At 30.0% G+C, this 19,094-nt stretch carries 31 protein-coding genes; 30 read left to right on the plus strand and 1 reads right to left on the minus strand.

All coding sequences use genetic code 11. The annotated features are described in order from the left end of the window. Window positions 1-9 precede the first annotated feature (9 nt). The 27 genes from AACT_RS05020 (at window position 10) to infA (ending at window position 14,879) form a co-directional block, all read left to right on the plus strand. Window positions 10-498, plus strand: a complete 489-nt coding sequence (locus AACT_RS05020; protein ID WP_172125539.1) for an HIT family protein — start codon at window positions 10-12, stop codon at window positions 496-498. 62 nt (window positions 499-560) lie between these two features. Further along, on the plus strand, window positions 561-1,916 hold the full coding sequence (locus AACT_RS05025; protein ID WP_172125541.1) for a hypothetical protein: 1,356 nt from the start codon (window positions 561-563) through the stop codon (window positions 1,914-1,916). A 1-nt stretch (window position 1,917) separates the two neighbouring features. After that, a complete protein-coding gene (locus AACT_RS05030) occupies window positions 1,918-2,922 on the plus strand; it encodes an AAA family ATPase (RefSeq protein WP_172125543.1) in 1,005 nt (334 codons plus the stop codon). A gap of 10 nt (window positions 2,923-2,932) precedes the next feature. After that, on the plus strand, window positions 2,933-4,024 hold the full coding sequence (locus tag AACT_RS05035) for a vWA domain-containing protein (protein WP_172125545.1): 1,092 nt from the start codon (window positions 2,933-2,935) through the stop codon (window positions 4,022-4,024). A 236-nt stretch (window positions 4,025-4,260) separates the two neighbouring features. Then, window positions 4,261-4,575, plus strand: coding sequence for a 30S ribosomal protein S10 (gene rpsJ, locus AACT_RS05040; protein WP_014473685.1), 315 nt, complete (start codon window positions 4,261-4,263; stop codon window positions 4,573-4,575). Between the two features lie 18 nt (window positions 4,576-4,593). Continuing rightward, window positions 4,594-5,169: a 50S ribosomal protein L3 gene (rplC, locus tag AACT_RS05045; protein WP_172125547.1), complete on the plus strand. Its 576-nt coding sequence runs from the start codon at window positions 4,594-4,596 to the stop codon at window positions 5,167-5,169. Next, the gene (gene rplD / locus AACT_RS05050; RefSeq protein ID WP_172125549.1) at window positions 5,166-5,777 is read left to right on the plus strand and encodes a 50S ribosomal protein L4; all 612 of its coding nucleotides are present in this window, start codon (window positions 5,166-5,168) and stop codon (window positions 5,775-5,777) included. Before rplC ends, rplD begins: the two co-directional genes overlap by 4 nt. Window position 5,778: 1 nt before the next feature. Continuing rightward, window positions 5,779-6,060, plus strand: a complete 282-nt coding sequence (locus tag AACT_RS05055) for a 50S ribosomal protein L23 (protein WP_172125551.1) — start codon at window positions 5,779-5,781, stop codon at window positions 6,058-6,060. An 11-nt stretch (window positions 6,061-6,071) separates the two neighbouring features. After that, window positions 6,072-6,899, plus strand: a complete 828-nt coding sequence (gene rplB, locus AACT_RS05060) for a 50S ribosomal protein L2 (RefSeq protein ID WP_172125553.1) — start codon at window positions 6,072-6,074, stop codon at window positions 6,897-6,899. A gap of 9 nt (window positions 6,900-6,908) precedes the next feature. After that, entirely contained in the window at window positions 6,909-7,184 is a 276-nt protein-coding gene (gene rpsS / locus AACT_RS05065) for a 30S ribosomal protein S19 (RefSeq protein ID WP_172125555.1), read from the plus strand. 2 nt (window positions 7,185-7,186) lie between these two features. Further along, window positions 7,187-7,519: a 50S ribosomal protein L22 gene (rplV, locus tag AACT_RS05070; protein ID WP_172125557.1), complete on the plus strand. Its 333-nt coding sequence runs from the start codon at window positions 7,187-7,189 to the stop codon at window positions 7,517-7,519. Further along, entirely contained in the window at window positions 7,519-8,223 is a 705-nt protein-coding gene (gene rpsC / locus AACT_RS05075) for a 30S ribosomal protein S3 (RefSeq protein ID WP_172125559.1), read from the plus strand. The genes rplV and rpsC overlap by 1 nt, the downstream gene beginning before the upstream one ends. A 2-nt stretch (window positions 8,224-8,225) precedes the next feature. Next, window positions 8,226-8,651: a 50S ribosomal protein L16 gene (rplP, locus tag AACT_RS05080; RefSeq protein WP_128358937.1), complete on the plus strand. Its 426-nt coding sequence runs from the start codon at window positions 8,226-8,228 to the stop codon at window positions 8,649-8,651. Continuing rightward, a complete protein-coding gene (gene rpmC, locus AACT_RS05085; RefSeq protein WP_172125561.1) occupies window positions 8,638-8,829 on the plus strand; it encodes a 50S ribosomal protein L29 in 192 nt (63 codons plus the stop codon). The genes rplP and rpmC overlap by 14 nt, the downstream gene beginning before the upstream one ends. 10 nt (window positions 8,830-8,839) lie before the next feature. Then, window positions 8,840-9,091, plus strand: coding sequence for a 30S ribosomal protein S17 (rpsQ, locus tag AACT_RS05090; protein ID WP_172125563.1), 252 nt, complete (start codon window positions 8,840-8,842; stop codon window positions 9,089-9,091). Beyond that, window positions 9,091-9,459 carry a 50S ribosomal protein L14 gene (rplN, locus tag AACT_RS05095; RefSeq protein WP_004510830.1) on the plus strand — a complete coding sequence of 123 codons (369 nt, stop codon included), beginning with the start codon at window positions 9,091-9,093 and terminating at the stop codon, window positions 9,457-9,459. The genes rpsQ and rplN overlap by 1 nt, the downstream gene beginning before the upstream one ends. Before the next feature lies 1 nt (window position 9,460). Next, window positions 9,461-9,700 carry a 50S ribosomal protein L24 gene (rplX, locus tag AACT_RS05100; protein ID WP_172125565.1) on the plus strand — a complete coding sequence of 80 codons (240 nt, stop codon included), beginning with the start codon at window positions 9,461-9,463 and terminating at the stop codon, window positions 9,698-9,700. A gap of 1 nt (window position 9,701) precedes the next feature. Beyond that, window positions 9,702-10,250, plus strand: a complete 549-nt coding sequence (gene rplE, locus AACT_RS05105) for a 50S ribosomal protein L5 (protein ID WP_172125567.1) — start codon at window positions 9,702-9,704, stop codon at window positions 10,248-10,250. Next, on the plus strand, window positions 10,250-10,435 hold the full coding sequence (locus AACT_RS05110) for a type Z 30S ribosomal protein S14 (RefSeq protein ID WP_172125570.1): 186 nt from the start codon (window positions 10,250-10,252) through the stop codon (window positions 10,433-10,435). Before rplE ends, AACT_RS05110 begins: the two co-directional genes overlap by 1 nt. A gap of 12 nt (window positions 10,436-10,447) precedes the next feature. Beyond that, complete coding sequence (rpsH, locus tag AACT_RS05115; RefSeq protein ID WP_172125572.1) at window positions 10,448-10,846, plus strand: 30S ribosomal protein S8; 399 nt, start codon at window positions 10,448-10,450, stop codon at window positions 10,844-10,846. 9 nt (window positions 10,847-10,855) lie between these two features. Beyond that, on the plus strand, window positions 10,856-11,392 hold the full coding sequence (gene rplF / locus AACT_RS05120; RefSeq protein ID WP_172125574.1) for a 50S ribosomal protein L6: 537 nt from the start codon (window positions 10,856-10,858) through the stop codon (window positions 11,390-11,392). Between the two features lie 9 nt (window positions 11,393-11,401). Continuing rightward, window positions 11,402-11,761 (plus strand): 50S ribosomal protein L18, encoded by a 360-nt coding sequence (gene rplR, locus AACT_RS05125; RefSeq protein ID WP_172125576.1) that lies wholly within the window; start codon window positions 11,402-11,404, stop codon window positions 11,759-11,761. A gap of 9 nt (window positions 11,762-11,770) precedes the next feature. Next, entirely contained in the window at window positions 11,771-12,214 is a 444-nt protein-coding gene (gene rpsE / locus AACT_RS05130; RefSeq protein WP_172125578.1) for a 30S ribosomal protein S5, read from the plus strand. Window positions 12,215-12,218: 4 nt separating this feature from the next. Continuing rightward, window positions 12,219-12,617 carry a 50S ribosomal protein L15 gene (gene rplO / locus AACT_RS05135; RefSeq protein ID WP_172125580.1) on the plus strand — a complete coding sequence of 133 codons (399 nt, stop codon included), beginning with the start codon at window positions 12,219-12,221 and terminating at the stop codon, window positions 12,615-12,617. Between the two features lie 2 nt (window positions 12,618-12,619). After that, window positions 12,620-13,882, plus strand: coding sequence for a preprotein translocase subunit SecY (secY, locus tag AACT_RS05140; protein WP_172125582.1), 1,263 nt, complete (start codon window positions 12,620-12,622; stop codon window positions 13,880-13,882). Between the two features lie 2 nt (window positions 13,883-13,884). Further along, window positions 13,885-14,649 carry a type I methionyl aminopeptidase gene (gene map / locus AACT_RS05145; protein ID WP_172125584.1) on the plus strand — a complete coding sequence of 255 codons (765 nt, stop codon included), beginning with the start codon at window positions 13,885-13,887 and terminating at the stop codon, window positions 14,647-14,649. Window positions 14,650-14,660: 11 nt separating this feature from the next. After that, the gene (gene infA / locus AACT_RS05150) at window positions 14,661-14,879 is read left to right on the plus strand and encodes a translation initiation factor IF-1 (RefSeq protein ID WP_014473706.1); all 219 of its coding nucleotides are present in this window, start codon (window positions 14,661-14,663) and stop codon (window positions 14,877-14,879) included. A 195-nt stretch (window positions 14,880-15,074) separates the two neighbouring features. Here infA and AACT_RS05155 read toward each other — a convergent pair whose 3' ends face one another. Then, on the minus strand, window positions 15,075-15,287 hold the full coding sequence (locus AACT_RS05155; RefSeq protein WP_172125586.1) for a hypothetical protein: 213 nt from the start codon (window positions 15,285-15,287) through the stop codon (window positions 15,075-15,077). A 126-nt stretch (window positions 15,288-15,413) separates the two neighbouring features. Here AACT_RS05155 and AACT_RS05160 point away from each other — a divergent pair, with 126 nt between their 5' ends. Genes AACT_RS05160 through aspS form a run of 3 tightly spaced genes read left to right on the plus strand, consistent with a single transcriptional unit; the run spans window position 15,414 to window position 19,078 of the window. Next, a complete protein-coding gene (locus AACT_RS05160; protein ID WP_172125588.1) occupies window positions 15,414-16,082 on the plus strand; it encodes a uracil-DNA glycosylase in 669 nt (222 codons plus the stop codon). Beyond that, on the plus strand, window positions 16,079-17,275 hold the full coding sequence (locus tag AACT_RS05165; RefSeq protein WP_172125590.1) for a hypothetical protein: 1,197 nt from the start codon (window positions 16,079-16,081) through the stop codon (window positions 17,273-17,275). Before AACT_RS05160 ends, AACT_RS05165 begins: the two co-directional genes overlap by 4 nt. A 45-nt stretch (window positions 17,276-17,320) precedes the next feature. Beyond that, a complete protein-coding gene (gene aspS, locus AACT_RS05170; protein WP_172125592.1) occupies window positions 17,321-19,078 on the plus strand; it encodes an aspartate--tRNA ligase in 1,758 nt (585 codons plus the stop codon). Window positions 19,079-19,094 lie beyond the last annotated feature (16 nt).

A 19,094-nucleotide genomic window follows, 5' to 3' on the forward strand; every position in this document is an offset into this window, starting at 1 on the left:
GGAAAAAAGATGGAACATTTATACGCACCATGGCGATACTCATATGTTAGTGAAGAAAAAATTGAAGGTTGTGTTTTTTGTCATATTTCTAAAAATTTAGATGATGAGAAAATGCAAGTTTTATTTTATGATGAGTATTGTTATGTGGTTATGAATAAATTTCCATATAGTCCTGGTCATATGATGGTAATACCACATTTTCATACTTCTAATATTGAAGATTTAGAAGATGATGTTTGGATGCAAATGAGCATACGAGTAAGACAAGGGGTAAAACTTTTAAAAGAAATTATGCCATGTGAAGGTGTAAATATTGGAATGAACCTTGGAAAAGCAGCAGGTGCAGGAATAGAGCAACATGTTCACTATCATATGCTACCACGTTGGCTTGGAGATACTAACTTTATAACTTCAATTGGAGGAGCTAGGGTATATCCTGCTTCATTTGATGAAATCTTAAATAAACTAAAAAGTAACGCTTCAAAATATTTTATATAAAATTTTACTTAAAATAGGATATTAATTGTATTCTTTAATAAAATATGGGTTATTATGCCCTTATGGAAAATATACAATTAGAAAATCAAAACATTTTTTTTACAGGTCGAGCTGATAAAATTGATAAAAGTGAACTAGAAAAATACTTAGTTCAAAAAGGCTCAATTTTAGTAAACTCTATAAATGAAGCTACAATAATTATACAAGGTAAATTTACACCTATTTATTTAGAAGAAACTATTTATGAGCTATCAAAAAAACAAATTACAATAATACAAATAGAAAAACTAGAAGAAGAATTTTCTTCAAATTTAGATATTGACTCTATTTTAATGGCAATAAAGATATCAAAAGATAATGATAGACTACTTAAACTATTAAATAACAACTTTTTTTCTGATGATATTTTTGTAAAGCTTTTAAAATTATATGATTTTAAAGGTGATGATATTTATGATAGTGATGATAATCGAGATGTTTGTACAAAAATAGTAGAAAGATTTTGTTCTTTAATTGAAACAAATCACAATATCCAATATGCACCTATTGGAGTTTATTATACAGCACTTGAAACTTCAAACCCAAATCTTTTAGATGTGATTTATAATATGCCAGATTATGTGATTTCTGCAAAAAATGCACAAGAAGATCAGCCCTTAAGTTTGAAAGAAGTAGTTGCCTTGAATCCTAATACTTCAAAAATAACTCAATTAGAAATTTTAAAAAATTCAAAAATGAATGAACTTAAATTTTTGGCATTAAATGAATCAATAAATCAAATGATTCAAAAAAAACTCTTTGAGAAAAATATAGATGAAATTTCATTATCTTTAATAAAAACAAATAATTATGATGAATCATTTATTGATGATTTTTTAAATAATTATACTTTAAAAAAAGAGTTATTAAAAAAAGCTATTTTAGATGATAAACTCTTTTATAAGTTTTTTGAAAATATAGATGATGTAAGTATTATATATCTAAGTTCAAATGATACTTTAAATGAAGAGATGATAAATAAACTCTTTGAGAAAAATATAGATAATGCAAATATAAATTTACTCAAAAATAAAAATTGTCCAAAGGATAAAATAGAAGAGTTCTTAAAACTTCAAGACAAAATTTATAATATAAGTATTGCACACAATACAACTTTGCCAACACAATTATATCTTTATCTTTTTTCACTTGATGATTATGATGTAAATTTATCCCTTGCACAAAATACAACAACACCAAAAGAAGTGTTAAAAAGTTTGGCAGCTTTAAATGATAAATTTATAAATGAAACACTTTGTGCAAATATAAGTACACCAATAAATATACTTTTACAATATCAATATGATGGTGGATTAAAAAATATTATTTCAAATAATGATAGCTTTAGAGAATTTACAAGAAAAATGGTAGGAATGTAATATGAAAGCAAGCATTTTAAAAAAATCATTAATATCAATGATTGATTCAAAGATTCCAGTATTTGTTTGGGGAAATCCGGGAGTTGGAAAATCTTCAATAATAAAACAAATTGCAAATGATAAAAATATGGAGTTTATAGATTTAAGACTATCTTTACTTGATCCCACAGATTTAAGAGGTATACCTTTTTTTGATTCAGCAAATAAAAGTGCAATTTGGGCGAAACCAGAGTTTTTACCAAATTCAAATAGCCAAGCTTTTGGGATACTTTTTTTAGATGAGATAAATTCAGCACCTCCAACAGTTCAAGCTGCAGCTTACCAGCTTATCTTAGATAGAAAGATAGGAGAATATACACTTCCTATGAATTATGCTATTGTGGCAGCTGGAAACTATGAAAGCGATAGGGGTGTAACATACAGAATGCCAACACCACTTGCAAATAGGTTTGTTCATCTTGACTTTGAACTTGATTTTGAAGAGTGGAAATCTTGGGCTTATGAATCAAAAATTGATACAAGAATTATCTCATTTTTATCATATAAACCCCAAAACCTTTTTACTTTTGATGCAAAAGCAAAAGAAAAATCATTTGCAACTCCAAGGTCTTGGTCCTTTGTAAATGATATATTAAATTCAAATTTACAAATAGAATTTTTAAAAGATGTAATTAGTGGAGCTGTAGGGAAAGATAGTTCAGATGAGTTTATGAATTTTTGTAAAGTCATAGATAAACTGCCAAATATACAAGAAATACTAGAAGCTATTAATACAGAAGTACCAACAAATAACTCAGTCTTATATGCATTGTGTACGGGAATAGTTTATGCTTTAAAAGAGAATTCAAGTATTGAGAAAGTAACAAATATATTAAATTATTCTTTAAATCTTCCAAATGAATTTTCAGTTATGTTAATTAGAGATTTACAAAAAGAGGGTGTTGAAATAGAAAGTTCAGTATCATGGAAATCATGGGTAAATGCAAATAAGTTTTTAATAGGCTAGGGCATTATAAATGAATCAAATTCAAGAGAGAATTTCAAAAGTTAAATCTACTTTGATTATAGAACAACCTTATTTTGGTTCAATTGCTTCATATTTAAAACCTGTATTAAATGAAGATATAAAAACTTTTCAATCAACTCCCTCAAGCTTTTTATATAATGATGAATATATCTCTTCTTTATCAAATGAAGAGTTAGCGTTTATTCTAACAAACTCTGCAATGCATCAAGCCTTTGGACATTCATCAAGAATAAACGGCAGAATGCCATGGCTTTGGACACTTGCTAGTGATTATGCAATTAACTCACTTTTAGTAAATAATGGTTTAGAAATGCCTGAGCATATAAACTATGATATGAGATTTGATGATATGAGTGCCGAAGCTATTTATTCAACATTAGAAAATGAAATAGATGATGATAAACATACTCCTGAACAAATCTCACAAATATCATTTGAACATCATAAAGATGAAGAAATAGATGATGAAGAAAATCTTCAAGATATGAGCGAACAACTTTTAAATAAAGCAAAACTACAAGGTGATTTGCCTTTAGGTATAGAGATTTTAGTACCAAAGCTATTTGAAGGCAAAATAACATGGGAAGATGAACTCTATGATGTAATTGAACAAGCTGTAAAATTTGACTATAGATTATTCCCTGTAAATAAAAGATATCTAAGTTTAGGAATTGCCTTACCAGCTTTAAGTGGCACAAAAGTAAAAATTGTAATTGCCATTGATAGTTCAGGTTCAATTGATGGAAGTTTATTATCAAAATTTTTAGCAGAAGTAGAATCAATAATGAATAGTTTTGAAAATTTTGAAATTGATTTATTAATAGCTGATGCAAAAGTTCAAGAACATCACATATTATATCCAGGAGATGAGCTGTCATATACTATAAAAGGTGGAGGTGGTACAAACTTTGAAAATACCTTTATTTATATAGATGAAAATATTGAAGACATAAATCTTTTATTATATTTTACTGATGGATTTGGAAAGTTTCCAGATAATGAAGCAACTTTTGAAACAGTTTGGATATTAACAAATGAAGAACTTAATATTCCTTTTGGAAGAATAATACTACTTAAATAATTTTAATAAGCCATTCATAATTACAATAAGTATGATAAATTAGAATTCTTAATTTAAACTTTACATAGTATCTAAAAGAGTATATTCTTCCTTTTAAAAAGGAAATAAAATTCAGTATTTTATTTCAGAAGCCCCATAATACTTGACATTTACCTCCTAATAAGTTATAATCCGCGTCCACTAAATGTGGTTAGAGTGCATTTATGCGCATCTAACGAGTTCTTTAAAGGAAAAAAATGGAAAAGATTAGATTAAAGCTTAAAGCTTATGATCATAGAGTTTTAGACAGAAGTGTTGCTTCAATTGTTGAAGCCGTAAAAAGAACTGGTGCTGATTTAAGAGGTCCAATCCCTCTTCCTACAAAAATCAGAAGATATACAGTTATTAAAGGTCCTCACGTAAATAAGGATTCTAGAGAGCAATTTGAAATCAGAGTTCATTCAAGAATTATTGATATTATAGCTGCAACTCCAGATACTGTAGATTCATTAATGAAACTTGACTTAGCTCCTGAAGTTGATGTTGAAGTTAGATCTATGGGTCAAGAATAAGAAGAAAGGGTAATATAGATGGAATTTATAGTTCAAAAAATCGGTATGAGTAGAACAGTTTCTGTTCCAAGTACTCCTGTTACACTTTTAAAAGTTCTTGATACTAAAGTGTGTGAAGTGACTGACGGTGTAGCAATTGTATCGTATAGCAATGGTAAAAAATTTAACAAAGCTATCGAAGGTATACAAAAAAAATATAACTTATCTAAAGAGTTTAACAGATTTGCAACAATGACTGTAGCAAATGCTGAAGCTGGTGATTTAGATGTTTCTGGATTAAGTGAAGCGCAAATCTTAAAAACAACTTTTAAAACAAAAGGTAGAGGGTTTACTGGAGCGGTTAAAAGATGGAATTTTGCAGGTGGTAGAGCATCTCACGGACACAGAATGGGTAGAAGAGTTGGTTCAATCGGTAACTGCGAATGGCCAGGTAGAGTTCAGCCAGGTAAGAAAATGCCAGGGCAATACGGAAATACAAATGTATCTGTGAAAAATGATGTTATTTCATTTGACGCTGAAACTGGAATTTTAGTTCTTAAAGGTTCAGTATCTGGTCCAAACGGAGCATTAGGAAAAGTAAAGGTTGCTAAATGAGCAAAGCAATAGTATTAAATGAAAAATTTGAAAATAATGGTGAAGTAGTTTTACCAGCTAGTTATGAAGAAATTAACAAACATAATTTATATTTATATGTTAAATCTTACTTAGCAGCATTAAGATCAAATACAGCAAGAGCAAAAACAAGAGCAGAAGTAAGCGGTGGTGGTAAAAAACCTAAAGCTCAAAAAGGTTCTGGTGGAGCTAGATGGGGTTCAAAAAGATCTCCTTTATTCGTTGGTGGGGGTCAAGCATTTGGACCTACTAAAAGAAACTATAACCAAAAAGTTAACAAAAAACAAAAAGCATTAGCATTAAAATATGCTATCAATGCTCAAGCAAACAACAGTACGTTATTTGTTGTTGATTCAATTAAAATTGAATCTGGTAAAACTAAAGAGGCAGTTGCAGTTTTAAGTAAATTAAACAAAAGAGATACATTAATTGTATGTGATATGATTGATGAAAAAACTTACTTAGCGTTTAGAAATATTAAAAACTGTTATATGGTTGAAAAGCAAGAAGTTAACGCTTATTTAATTGCTGCATACCACTCAGTACTTATTGAAAAATCAGTACTTGATGCATTAACAAAAGAGGCTTAAGATGGCAGATATTACAGATATTAAAGCAATATTATATACAGAAAAAACAATTGAGCTTCAAGAAAATGGTGTAATCGTTGTTCAAACTAGTCCTAGAATGACTAAAAACGGTTTAAAAGAAGTATTTAAAGAGTATTTTGGAGTAACACCTTCAAAAGTAAATTCTTTAAGACAAAATGGTAAAGTGAAAAGATTTAAAGGGAAAATCGGTAAAAGAGCTGATTTCAAAAAATTCTATGTAACATTACCAGAGGGCGCAGCAATTGCGAACCTTTCAGCTTAAGGGGATTATAAATGGCAATTAAAAAATTTAGACCAATAACTCCTGCAAGAAGATTTATGTCTGTTATGGATACTTCTGATATTACTTCAAAACCAACAGTTAAATCTTTACTTGTAAGAGTAAAAGCAAACGCTGGTAGAAATAATAACGGTAGAATTACATCTAGACATAAAGAAGCAGGTGCTAAGAAATTATATAGAATTATTGATTTCAAAAGAGATAAATTCGGTGTTGAAGGTACAATTTCAACTGTTGAATACGATCCATACAGAAACTGTAGAATTTGTTTAGTTACTTACCTAGATGGTGATAAAAGATATATTTTACAACCTTCAGGATTAAAAGTTGGAGATAAAGTACAAGCTGCTGAATCTGGACTTGATATTTTACCTGGTAATGCTATGAGATTAATGAGTATTCCAGTTGGAACAATGGTTCATAATATTGAAATGAAACCAGGAAAAGGTGGACAAATCGCTAGATCTGCTGGTGGATATGCTCAAATTATGGGTAGAGAAGACAAATATGTTATCATGAGATTACCATCTGGTGAAATGAGAAAAATTCTTGGTGTTTGTATAGCTACAATTGGTGTAGTTGGAAACGAAGATTTCTCTAACATGGTTGTTGGTAAAGCTGGTAGAAGTAGACACCTTGGTATTAGACCTCAAACTAGAGGTTCTGCAATGAACCCTATTGATCACCCACATGGTGGAGGTGAAGGTAAGACTAACTCTGGTAGACATCCGGTTACTCCATGGGGTATGCCAACTAAAGGTTATAAAACTAGAAAGAAAAAAGCTAGTGACAAACTAATCATTTCAAAAAGAAAGAAGTAAGGGTTTAAGATGGCAAGATCGATAAAAAAAGGTCCATTCGTAGACGCGCACCTAATAAAGAAAGTTATCAAAGCTAACGAAGCTAATGATAAAAAACCAATTAAAACTTGGTCAAGAAGATCTATGGTATTACCAGAAATGATCGGATTAACTTTCAATGTGCACAATGGAAGAAATTTCGTTCCAGTTAATGTTACTGAGAACCACGTTGGATATAAATTAGGTGAGTTTGCACCAACTAGAACGTTTAAGGGCCATAAAGGTTCTGTTCAAAGAAAGGCATAAGAATGGCTAAAGCAATATTAAAATTTATTAGACTTTCTCCTACAAAAGCAAGATTAATTGCTAGAGAAGTTCAAGGAATGAATGCAGAGTATGCAATTGCATCTTTACAATTTACTCCAAATAAAGCTGCAGGAATTATTTCTAAAGTTATAGCTTCTGCTGTAGCAAATGCAGGTTTAGATCCTGTTGATGCAGTTGTTGTATCAGCAAGAGTTGACAAAGGTCCAGTTCTTAAGAGATTTACTCCAAGAGCTAGAGGTTCTGCTTCTCCAAAGCATAAACCAACTGCACATATTATGATTGAAGTGGCAGCTGCTGCTAAAGGAGATAAGTAATGGGTCAAAAAGTTAATCCAATAGGTTTAAGATTAGGTATTAATAGAAATTGGGAATCAAGATGGTTTCCTAAATTTGAAACAATGCCAGCTAACATTGCAGAAGATGACAAAATTAGAAAGTATGTTAAAAAAGAACTATACTATGCTGGAATTGCTCAAACTATCGTTGAGAGAACTGCAAAAAAAGTAAGAGTTACAGTTGTTGCTGCTAGACCTGGTATTATTATTGGGAAAAAAGGTGCTGATGTTGAAAAACTAAAAAATGCACTTACTAAATTAGTTGGTAAAGAAATTGCTGTAAATATCAAAGAAGAGAGAAAACCTCAAACTTCTGCTCAGTTATCTGCTGAAAATGTTGCTCAACAATTAGAAAGAAGAGTTGCATTCAGAAGAGCTATGAAAAGAGTTATGCAAAACGCTTTAAAAGGTGGAGCAAAAGGTATTAAAGTATCTGTTTCTGGAAGACTTGGTGGAGCTGAAATGGCTAGAACTGAGTGGTATTTAGAAGGTAGAGTTCCTTTACATACTTTAAGAGCAAGAATTGATTATGGTTTTGCTGAAGCTCATACAACTTATGGTTGTGTAGGTATCAAAGTTTGGATTTTCAAAGGTGAAGTATTAGCTAAAGGTATCCCAACTGAAAAAGCTGAAGACACTTCTTCTAAACCTAAAAGAAGACCAACTAAGAAAAGAGGTAAATAATTATGTTAATGCCTAAAAGAACGAAGTTCAGAAAAATGATGAAAGGCCGAAATAGAGGTATGGCTCATAGAGGAAACTCTTTAGCATACGGAGATATCGGTATCAAAGCTGTAGAGCACGGAAGAATAGATTCTAGACAAATTGAAGCGTCAAGAATTGCAATGACAAGAAAAGTAAAAAGACAAGCGAAAGTTTGGATTATGGTATTCCCTGATAAACCACTTACTGCAAAACCATTAGAAACAAGAATGGGAAAAGGTAAAGGTTCTGTTGATAAATGGGTTATGAACATTAAGCCAGGAAGAATTTGTTTTGAGATGGCTGGAGTATCTGACGAATTAGCTAGAGAAGCTTTAACGTTAGCAATGCACAAGCTACCATTTAAAACTAAAATTGTAACAAGAGATAGCGAAAATGAACTATACTGATTTAAAAGACAAAAACTTGAATGAACTTCAAGTATTATTAAAAGAGAAAAAGGTGCTTCTTTTTGAATTAAAAGCTAAGCTAAAAACTATGCAGTTGACAAACACATCTGAATTAAGAGTTGCTAAAAAAGACATCGCTAAAATTCAAACAGCTATGACTGCTGCAAAAGCTAACTAAGGATCTAAGTATGACACATAAAAGAGAGATTCAAGGTGTAGTGGTAAAAAGATCAGGTGAAAAAACTGCTTCTGTATTAGTTACAAGATCAGTTATGCATCCTAAATATCACAAAACTGTGAAGAGATTTAAGAAATATTTAGTTCATGATGAAAAAAATGAGTTAAATGTTGGTGATAGTGTTATCGCTGTTGAGTGTAGACCATTGTCAAAAACTAAATCTTTTAGATTAAAGACAATTGTAGCTACAGGAGTTAAATAATGATTCAAAGTTTTACAAGATTAAATGTAGCTGACAACACAGGTGCAAAAGAGATTATGTGTATCAAAGTTTTAGGTGGTTCTAAAAGAAGATACGCAACTGTTGGTGATGTTATTGTTGCTTCAGTTAAAAAAGCTCTTCCGACTGGAAAGATCAAAAAAGGTCAAGTTGTTAAAGCTGTTGTTGTTAGAACTCATAAAGAAGTTCAAAGAGAAAATGGTTCATTAATTAGATTTGATGATAATGCAGCGGTTATTCTTGATGCAAAAAGAGAACCAGTTGGAACAAGAATCTTTGGACCAGTAGCTAGAGAAGTTAGATATTCAGGTTTCATGAAAATCGTTTCACTTGCACCGGAGGTACTATAATATGGCAATTAAATTAAAAATCAAAAAAGGTGATACTGTAAAAATTATCGCTGGAGATGACAAAGGTAAAACTGGAGAAGTTTTAAGAGTATTACCTTCAAAAAATAAAGTAATCGTAAAAGATTGTAAAGTTGCTAAAAAAACTGTTAAACCTGATCAGGAAAAAAATCCTGAAGGTGGATTCGTTAACAAAGAAATGCCAATTGACATTTCAAATGTAGCAAAAGTAGAGGGTAACTAGTATGGCATCAAGATTATTTGAAAAATATAAATCAGAAATCAAACCAGTATTAGAAACTGAGTTTCCAAAAAATAAAACTTTAACTGCTAAAGTAGAAAAAGTTGTTATTTCTGTTGGTGCTGGTGAAGCGATGAAAGACTCTAAATTAATTCAAAATATTGAAGATACAATCTCTTTAATTGCTGGTCAAAGAGCTGTTAAAGTTATTGCAAAAAAATCAGTAGCTGGATTTAAAGTTAGAGAAGGTATGCCTGTTGGTGTAAAAGTTACTTTAAGAGGTGAGCAAATGTATAACTTCTTAGATAAATTATGTAACGTTGCATTACCAAGAGTAAAAGACTTTAGAGGTCTTAACAAAAACGGTTTTGATGGTAGAGGAAACTTCAACTTTGGTTTAGATGAGCAGTTAATGTTCCCAGAAGTTGTATATGATAACATTATTAAAACACATGGTATGAACATTTCAATAACTACTAGTTCAACTAATGATGCTGAGTCTTTCAGATTATTAGAATTAGTAGGTATTCCATTTACTAAAGGGAGAGCGTAATGGCAAAGAAATCTATGATCGCTAAACAACAAAGAACACCTAAGTTTGCTGTAAGAGCATACACAAGATGTTCTGTTTGTGGAAGACCTCACTCTGTTTATAGAGATTTTGGTTTATGTAGAATTTGTTTAAGAAAAATGGCTAACGAAGGTTTATTACCTGGTGTTAGAAAAGCTAGTTGGTAGGAGATATAAGCTATGATGAATGATATAATCGCAGATGCTTTAACAAGAATTAGAAATGCTGCAATGAGAAAATTAGAAGTTGCAACATTATTACACTCAAATACTGTAGTAGGTGTTTTAAACGTTTTATTACAAAAAGAGTATATTACTGGATTCAAAGTTATCGATGGACAAAACAATAAGAAAACAATTCAAGTTGAATTGAAATATGATGATAATGAGAAATCAGTAATCAACGAAATTAAAAGAGTTTCTAAGCCAGGAAGAAGAGTTTATAAAAATGCTTCTGAAATTAAAAGCTTTAAAAATGGATACGGTACAATTATCGTTTCTACTAACAAGGGTGTAATTGCTAACGATGAAGCACATGCAGCTAATGTTGGTGGCGAATTACTTTGTACGGTATGGTAGGAGAGTTTAATGTCTAGAATTGGAAAAAAACCTATCGCAATCCCTTCAGGGATTGAAGTATCAGTTTCTGGTACTGTAATTAGTGTAAAAAAAGGTAACAAAGTATCTACTGTTGAAACACATGGTAGAGTAAATATTGAAGTTGCTGATGGAAACGTTGTTTTAACTAGAGTTGGTGAAGATAAAGAATCTTCAGCATTCTGGGGAACATACAGAGCTTTAACAAGCAATGCAATTGATGGATTAAATTCAGGTTTTACTAAATCTTTAGAAATCAATGGTGTTGGTTATAGAGCTGCTGTAAAAGGTGAAGTTTTAGAACTACAATTAGGTTATTCTCACCCTATTAACTATGAAATCCCTGCGGGATTAGAAGTTACTGTTGAAAAAAACATAATTAACGTTAAAGGTGCTGACAAACAACAAGTTGGTCAAGCTGCTGCAATTATTAGAGGCTTTAGAAAACCAGAACCTTACAAAGGTAAAGGTGTTAAATATACTGATGAGAAAATCATCAGAAAAGCCGGAAAAACTTCTAAGAAGTAAGGTATAACTATGAGTAGAATAAAAGACTTAGCTAAAAAAAATGCTTTAAGAATAAAAAGAAAAAAAAGAGTTAGAGGATCAATTTTTGGTACAGCTGAAAAGCCAAGAGTATCAATTTTTAAATCTAACAAATACGTTAGTGCACAAGCTATTAATGATGTTGAAGGTGTAACTTTAGCAGCTGTTAGCTCTCAAGCTATGGGTTTAAACATTAATAAAGAAAATGCAGTAAAAGTAGCAGCACAACTTGCTGAAAATTTAAAAGCTGCTGGAATTGAAACAGTAGTTTATGACAGAAATGGTTATCTTTATCATGGTGTAGTTGCAGCTTTTGCTGATGCATTAAGAGATAACGGTATCAAATTATAAGGGTTAATGATGGCAGCAGTTAATAGAGAAGATTTTCAAGAAGCAATCGTTAAAATCGGAAGAGTAACAAAAGTTGTAAAGGGTGGTAGAAGATTTAGATTTACAGCTTTAGTTGTTGTTGGTGATAAAAACGGTACAGTAGGTTTCGGAACAGGAAAAGCAAAAGAGGTTCCTGATGCAATTAAAAAAGCATTAGATGACGCTTTCAAAAGCTTAGTAACTGTTTCTATTAAAGGAACTACAATCGCACATGACATTGAACATAAATATAATGCAAGTAGAATATTATTAAAACCAGCATCTGAGGGTACTGGTCTTATCGCTGGTGGAGCTACAAGACCTGTTCTTGAGCTTGCTGGTATTACTGATATTATTGCAAAATCTTTAGGTTCTAACAATGCAAACAACCTTGTACAAGCTACTGTTGAAGCATTAGCTAGAATTAAAGGATAGAAATATGGAATTAAATAACTTACAACCAGCAGCTGGAAGTACTAAGAATACTAAAAGACTTGGTAGAGGTCAAGGAAGTGGTACTGGTAAAACAGCTGGAAAAGGTAACAAAGGTCAAAAAGCTAGATCTGGTTATAAAATGAAAAGAGGATTTGAAGGTGGTCAACAACCACTTTACAAAAGACTTCCTAAAGTTGGATTCTTTTCAAGAGTAGCTAAACCTTATTCAATTAATGTTGATAAAGTATCTCAAATCGCTACACTTGAAGAAATTACATTAGATTCAATTAAATCTGTGTATAAATTATCAAAATCAGTTGAAAAAGTTAAATTAATTGGTTCAACTGCAAAAGATTTAGTAGCTAAGATTAAAGACGAAAACGTTTCAACTACGAGAAAATAATTATGAGTAAAGATCTAATAAATAAGATTCTTATTACATTAGGCTTTATTTTTCTTTACAGATTACTGGCATACGTGCCAGTACCTGGAGTTAATATAGACGTAGTTAAAGAATTCTTCGACTCTAATGCTAACAATGCACTAGGTCTTGTTAATATGTTTAGTGGAAATGCAGTTGAAAGACTGTCAATTATTTCACTAGGAATTATGCCTTACATTACTGCTTCTATTATTATGGAACTACTAGCAGCAACTTTCCCCGCACTTGGTAAAATGAAAAAAGAACGAGATGGAATGCAAAAATATATGCAAATCATCAGATATACAACTATTGTTATTACATTAATTCAATCTATTGGTGTTTCAGTTGGACTTAATTCATTAACTGGTCAAAGTGGTCAAGGTGCTATTTCAATTGATATGAATACATTTATTGCAGTTTCTGCAATTTCAATGTTAACTGGTACTATGCTTTTAATGTGGATTGGTGAACAAATCACACAAAAAGGTATTGGAAATGGTATTTCATTAATTATTTTCGCTGGAATTGTTTCTGCAATCCCAAGTGCAATTGGTGGAACTATTGATTTAGTTAATAATGGACAAATGAATTTCTTAACTGTAATTGCAATATTAGTAATTATTATGGCAACAGTTGGAGCAATCATTTATGTTGAATTAGGTGAAAGAAGAGTTCCTGTTTCATATTCTAGAAAAGTAATGATGCAAAATCAAAACAAAAGAATTATGAATTATATTCCTATTAAGGTTAACTTAAGTGGAGTAATTCCAGCAATTTTTGCAAGTGCTATTTTGATGTTCCCTGCAACTGTGTTACAAGGTAGTCAAAACAAATATTTAGTAATGATTGCAGATTATTTGAATCCTAGTTCGTATACTTTTAATTTATTTATGTTTTTATTTGTAGTTTTCTTTGCATTCTTTTATGCATCAATTACATTTAATGCAAAAGATATTTCAGAGAATTTAAAAAAACAAGGTGGATTTATTCCAGGTGTTAGACCAGGAGCAAGTACAGCTGAGTTTTTAAATGAAGTAGCGAGTAGATTAACATTCTGGGGTGCTATTTATATGGGATTAATTTCAACTGTTCCTTGGCTTATTGTAAAAGCTATGGGAGTACCTTTCTATTTTGGAGGGGTTGCTGTACTAATCGTTGTACAAGTTGCTATTGATACTATGAGAAAAATAGAAGCACAACAGTATACAAACAAATATCAAACTCTTAGTGCGGTTGGATTATAAAAATGGCTATCCCATTAAGAAAACCAAATGAGATTGATAAACTTCGAATTGCAAATATTGCAGTTGCAAAAACATTAAACTATTTAAAGACAACAGTTAAAGCTGGTATGACTTTAAAACAGGTTGATGAAATGGGGGAAAAGTTTCTAAGAGATTTAGGAGCTAGACCTTCATTTAAAGGACTTTACGGATTCCCTGCTGCAATTTGTACTTCATTAAATGAAGTTATTATTCATGGGATTCCTACAGATGTTGTCTTGAAAGAAGGGGACATCTTAGGTATTGATATTGGCTCTGAAATTGATGGATGGTATGGTGATTCTGCAATTACTATGCCTATAGGAAAAATTTCAAAAGAAGATGAAGCTTTAATCGCTTGTGCTAAAGATTCTTTATATTATGCAATTGATGTAATTAAAGAAGGTATGAGATTTAAAGAATTGTCTAAACTTATTGAAGATTTTATTACATCAAGAGGATATCAACCACTAGTAAGATTTTGTGGACATGGTATCGGTAAAAAACCACATGAAGAACCAGAAATTCCAAATTATTTAGAAAATGGAAATGCAAAATCTGGTCCAAAAATAAAAAATGGAATGGTATTTTGTATAGAACCTATGATTTGTCAAAAAGATAGAACCCCTGTTATTTTAGAAAATGGTTGGGATGTTGTATCAAAAGATGGATTAAGAGGAAGTCATTATGAACACACTGTTGCTGTAATTAATGGAACAGCTGTTATTTTAAGTAATTTTGAAAACTAAGGGAGAAAAAAGTGGCAAAAGATGATGTAATAGTAATTGATGGTAAGGTAATTGAAGCTTTACCAAATGCTATGTTTAGAGTTGAATTAGATAATGGACATGTAGTTTTATGTCATATCTCAGGAAAAATGAGAATGCACTATATTAAAATATTACCTAATGATACTGTAAAGGTAGAGATCACGCCTTATTCGCTTGATAAAGGTAGAATCACTCATAGATACAAATAATTTTATTTATATCTATACAAATTTAAATAAGGAATTTATTCCTTATTTATACTTCAAAAACACACTACAAAACATACAAATTTCATAAAAACTAAATCTTTATAAAATATAAAAAACTATGAAGCCAAAATCAACAATATTTCGCACACTTTAAAAAAGTTATATTATCAATATTTAGCTCCATAGGTTTTTATATTAGACTATTCTTTTTTTTGTTATATCAATCTCTTTTTCAATAATATTTTTTTGTTCAATTAATAATTCTAAATGTTTCTTCATTATTTCTCTATCTTTATATGATTCAATAATAAACTCGTATAACTTGGGTCTATTCTTTTTCCAGTTGTGTAAAGTTGTTTTATTTACTTCTAAATCATATTCTAGTTTTCTTAAACTAGGGGCTGTCATTTTAATTCCTATTCTTTATTGTTTGCTATTTTATAAAATATTGGAACAAATGTCAAGTATTTATTTAAATTTGTATCAATTATTGGAACAAATAATTGTAAAAGAAACATTTATGTACAATTTCATATGACAAAAACAATTAAAAATCAAATATTAAAGAATTTATATAATCTAAAGTCTTTTGGTTATGAATATCATGAATCATTGGATTTTTTTTCAACAGAAGTTAGAAATTTTAAATTACCAAATAATTTAAATGAATTAAAAAATAGTGTTGAACACTGTTATTTATGTGAACTTTCAAAAAGTAGAAAGAATGTATTATTTGCCTATGGTAATTCTAATTCTGATATTATGTTTATAGGTGATGAACCAAGTAATAGTGAAGATGAAATGGGTATCTTTTATACGGGTAAATCTGGTGAATTATTAAGTAAAATGATTGAAAATGTTTTAAATGTAAAAAAAGAAGATGTTTATTTAACAACATTGGTTAAATGCAAAAGTTCAAATACTTTAAATAATTCTAATATTGACACTTGCAATGATTATTTGTTAAAGCAAATTGAATTGGTTAATCCCAAATTAATTGTTGCATTAGGTGAAAGAGCATATTCTTATTTATTAAAAAACAGTTTTGACTTTGCACAAGTTAGAGGAAAAGAATTAAACTTTAATGGTATATCATTAATCACTACTTTTTCTCCTAGTTTTTTATTAAGAAACCCATCTTCAAAAAAAGATGCATATTATGATATGTTAAAAATTAAAAATTATATGGAGAATATAAATTGAGACAAATAATTACCTTATTAATATTAGTTTTTGTATTTTTTGGTTGTGTTCAAAAACAAACTGTTCCTTTGAAACTTCCTCAAACTAAAGAAAAAGTTAATGAAATTAAAATTAAAAAAGAAAAACCTTCAACTGAAGTAATAACTCCTGTTATAGAAGGATTAAAACCTATTGATATAAAAGTAAGCGACGGAAGCCTTGATAATAGTGTACAAGCAATTGAAGAAGATAATATTCAAGATAATGTAATAATTTCTGAGATACAAGTTGATTTAGCAAAAGTAAAAATAAAAGTAGCATTTATTTATCCATCTTCATTAGTTGAAAAATATGCAAAAACATCTTTAAGTACAATTTCTGGATATTTATCTTATCAAAAAGCTGATTATGATTTAACTATTATTGATTCTACTAATGAAAGTTATGAAAACATTAATTCTGCATTTGAAAAAGCTAAACAAAATGGTGTTACAAAAGTTATTGGTTTATTTACGCCAAGTGCAATTTCATCTTTAGATAAAATAGTTACAGATGATGTAAAAGTTTATCTTCCATTAATTGAGAAAAAAGATTCATTAACAAGCAATGAAAATCTAATTTTTGGTTCAATTTCTTATGAGCAGCAAGTTAAAAAATTAATTTCATATTCAAGTACAAATAACGCTATGTTTTACCAAGATACATATATTGGTAATAAACTAAAAAGAGCTTATGATGCATCTGTTTATGACACAAGAGTTAGAAAAGAAATTAGTAAAACAGAAACAAACTTTAAATATATTGTAAATGATTATAAATTGAATAATTCAACACTATTTTTAAATACAGATTTAGTTAAAACATCACTAATTCTTTCTCAATTAAGAGCATATGATATTTCTCCAAGTGCTATATTATCAACACAGGTTACTTATGACCCTATGTTAATGTTATTAACACAAAATCAAGATAGGGAAAAATTAGTTGTAGCTAATTCTATTGATAGTGTTAATAGTGAATTAAGAGATGAAATTAACACTTTTGGTGGAAATATTGTTTACGAATGGGTTGATTATTCAACTTTAGTGGGAATCAATTATTTATACTATGGGAATAATTCAAATTTAGTACAAACTAAAATTATTGATAATGAAGCTGTGTACAATCCTAAATTGTATAGAAGCACAGATGTAGGCTTTTTAGAAATTAAGTAAGATTTAGATAAAATCGCGAATATTTATGTGAATGGAGATTAGAATTTGAGAACACATTATTGTACAGATGTAACTGAAGCAAAAATTGGTGAAACTGTAACTGTTGCTGGTTGGGTAAACAGTAGACGTGACCACGGTGGAATTATATTTATAGATTTAAGAGATAAAAGTGGATTGGTTCAATTAGTAGCAGATCCAAGTGATAGTAAAGATGCATTAGCAATTGCTGAAACTGTAAGAGATGAATATGTTTTAATAGCAACTGGACTTGTAAGAGCAAGAGGTGAGGGACTTGAAAATCCAAATTTAAAAACTGGTAAAATTGAAATCGTATTAAAAGATTTAGTAATTGAGAACAAATCTAAACCAATGCCTTTTGATATTAATGATGAAAAAGTTAATGATGAAATTAAACTAAGAAATAGATTTTTAGAGTTAAGATCTACAAAATCATTTAATATTTTTCAATTAAGATCTAAAGCTGCTATTCAAGTAAGAAATACTTTAGATGAATTAGGATTTTTAGATGTTGAAACTCCTATTTTAACTAAGTCAACTCCAGAGGGAGCTAGAGATTATTTAGTTCCTTCAAGAGTTCATCCAGGTGAATTTTATGCACTTCCTCAATCTCCACAGTTATTTAAACAACTTTTAATGGTTGCTGGATTTGATAAATACTTCCAAATTGCAAAATGTTTTAGAGATGAAGATTTAAGAGCTGATAGACAACCTGAATTTACTCAAATAGATGTTGAAATGTCTTTTTGTACACAAGATGATGTAATTGCAGTAGCTGAAAGATTAATCTATGATGTATTTACAAAATGTGGAAAAACTATTCCAAAAACATTTAGAAGAATGAAATATAGTGAAGCTATGGAAACATATGGTAGTGACAAACCTGATTTAAGAATTGATATGCCATTAGTTGATGTTATTGATATTTTTGCAAACTCAACTAATGAAATTTTTGCAGATATTGCAAAAGATAAAAAGAATAATAGAATCAAAGCTTTAAAATGTAAAAATGGAGATAATATCTTCTCTAAAAGACAAATGAAAGGTTTTGAAGATTACGTTAGAAAATTTGGAGCTAAAGGTTTAGGTTACTTCCAAATGAAAGAAGATGGATTAAAAGGTCCATTAACTAAATTCTTCTCTGAATCTGATTTAGAAGAAATTGTAAAAGCTACAGAACTTGAAGTTGGTGACGTTGTATTCTTTGGAGCTGGATCTAAAAAAGTTGTTTGGGATTATATGGGAAGATTTAGATTATTCCTTGCATCTGAAATGAATATTGTTCCTGCTGATGCTTTAGAATTCTTATGGGTTGTTGATTTCCCAATGTTCGAAGTTGAAGATGGAAGAACAAAAGCATTACACCATCCATTTACTATGCCTAAATCACTTGATAATATCGAAGATTTAGAAGAGATTGAATCAATTGCTTATGATATCGTTTTAAATGGTACTGAGTTAGGTGGTGGTTCAATTAGAATTCATAAAGAAGAAATTCAATCAAAAGTATTTAAACTTATGGGAATTTCAGATGAAGAAGCAAGAGAGAAATTTGGTTTCTTACTTGATGCACTTCAATATGGAGCTCCATCACATGGTGGATTTGCAATGGGACTTGATAGAATGATTATGTTATTAGCAGGTACTGATTCAATCAGAGATGTAATAGCATTCCCTAAAACGCAAAAAGCTCAATGTTTATTAACTCAAGCTCCATCAACTGTTGATGAAGAGCAATTAAAAGAGTTAAGTATTAGATTAAGAAAAACTGTTACTGATATCTAATTAATTAAAAAGGAGG

Source organism: Arcobacter acticola (assembly GCF_013177675.1).
GTDB lineage: Bacteria > Campylobacterota > Campylobacteria > Campylobacterales > Arcobacteraceae > Aliarcobacter > Aliarcobacter acticola.